Origin of the sequence: Cellulomonas massiliensis JC225, from assembly GCF_000312005.1 — a bacterium.
Lineage (GTDB): Bacteria > Actinomycetota > Actinomycetes > Actinomycetales > Cellulomonadaceae > Cellulomonas > Cellulomonas massiliensis.
Map to the genome: position 1 here is coordinate 1,159,614 of NZ_HE978588.1, position 1,803 is coordinate 1,161,416.

General features: G+C 76.9%; 1 protein-coding gene and 2 pseudogenes. 1 reads left to right on the forward strand and 2 read right to left on the reverse strand.

The window, feature by feature from the left end; genetic code table 11:
- Positions 1 to 205, reverse strand: a pseudogene (locus tag HGCM_RS19695) (hypothetical protein); the annotation flags it as partial.
- Positions 206 to 427: 222 nt separating this feature from the next.
- Here HGCM_RS19695 and HGCM_RS05515 point away from each other — a divergent pair.
- Positions 428 to 1,408, forward strand: a complete 981-nt coding sequence (locus HGCM_RS05515) for an NYN domain-containing protein (RefSeq protein WP_019135872.1) — start codon at positions 428 to 430, stop codon at positions 1,406 to 1,408.
- A gap of 6 nt (positions 1,409 to 1,414) precedes the next feature.
- On the opposite strand, the pseudogene HGCM_RS17050 reads toward HGCM_RS05515, so the two are convergent.
- Positions 1,415 to 1,803, reverse strand: a pseudogene (locus HGCM_RS17050) (septum formation family protein); the annotation flags it as partial.

Here is a 1,803-nt window from a genome sequence, read left to right on the forward strand (position 1 = left end):
GGCGTGCCGGGCTCGGGGTGGCGCCCGGCGTCGGGTCCGCCGGCGTCGCCGTGGCGTCCGGGGTCGGGCTGGGCGCGGTGGTGACGACGACCTCGCCGCCCAGCTCGCGGTCCGCGGCCGGGGCGGCGAGCGCCCGCGCGCCGACGGCGAGCCCCAGGACGACGAGCAGGAGGCCGACGAGGGCGGCGATCCGGCGCGGTGCCACGTCCACCACCTCCGGGCCGTCGTCGTCGGCCGCGCCCCGTGCGCGTCCGCCCCCAGCATGCCGGGCGCGATCGTCGCGCGCGGGGATGAGACCAGGATGAGAACGCCGCCGGTCCGTGGCCGCGAGGCGTCCGGCGGGCGCGGGGGACTACGGTCGACGCGAGGCCACCGGGCGTCCTGCCCGGTGGCCGGCGTGAGCCGACGAGCGCCCGGAGGTGCCGCAGTGACCGACCCGTCCACCCCGCGCGTGGCGGTGTACGTCGACTTCGACAACATCGTCATCTCCCGCTACGACCAGGTGCACGGGCGCAGCCAGTGGCAGCGCGACGACGCCCGCTCGCACGCGCCGGGCCGGGGCACGGACGTCGGCGAGCGGCTGCTCGAGGCCCAGGTCGACGTCGGCGCGGTGCTCGACTACGCGTCGTCCTACGGGCCCGTCGTCATCGCGCGGGCGTACGCGGACTGGTCCCTGCCCGCGAACGCGGCGTACCGCCAGCAGCTCGTCAACCGGGCCGTCGACCTCACCCAGCTGTTCCCCGTCACGTCCGGCATGAAGAACGGCGCCGACATCCGCCTCTCCGTGGACGTCGTCGAGGACCTGTTCCGCCTCCCCGACCTCACGCACGTGGTCGTCGTGGCCGGCGACTCCGACTACATCGCGCTCGCCCAGCGCGCGCGGCGGCTCGGCCGCCAGGTGATCGGCATCGGCGTCGCCGGGTCGACGAGCCGGGCGCTCATGGCCGCGTGCGACGAGTTCGCGGACTACGACGAGCTGCTCGTCACGCAGGCCGACGACGAGGTCGACGACGAGCCGGACGCCACGGGGGCCGAGCCGTCGGCCGCGCTGCAGCCCCCGGCCACGCCGGGGGGCGCGACGGCCGCGGAGGCCGCAGCGGGCGAGAGCGCCGACCCGGCCGCCGCGCCCGCGGCCGACCTCGCGCAGGAGGACCGGATCCGCCAGCGGGCCGGCACGCGGCTGCTCATGCGCGCGGCGCGGCTCGTGCACGACAAGCACCCCGACGACGCCTGGCTCCCCTTCAGCGAGGTGAAGAGCCAGATGATCCGGCTCGACCCGGCGTTCTCCGAGCGGTCGCTCGGGTACTCCTCGTTCAGCGACTTCGTCGCCGGCCGCAAGAGCGTCGTCGAGGTGGACAAGCCGAAGGGGAGCGGGCAGGCGCGCGTGCGGCTGCGGCCCAACCACTGACGCCCGTCAGGGCGTCGCGACGAGGCAGAGGCCGGTGCGGTCGCCGCGGCCCCAGCTCTCCTCGCTGGGTGCCCACGTGACGAGCCGGTCGCCCGCGGCGGCCTCGTCCGCGGAGAGCACGCACCCGGCGGCGACGCGCTCGTCGGCGGCCTGCTGACCGGGCCAGACGGCGTCCTGGTCGAACGCGTACTGGGAGACGACGCGCGCGGCGTGCTCGTCGTCGCACGGCACGACGCGCACGGTGTCGACGGGACCGTCCGGCGGCAGCTGCGCGAGGCAGTTGCCGGTGACGAGCTGCACGGCGTGCGCGTCGACGGGAGCCGAGACGTCGGGGGGCAGCGGCCGGCCGGCGAGCGCGGTCCCGACCAGCAGGGCGCCCGCGACGAGCAGGCCCA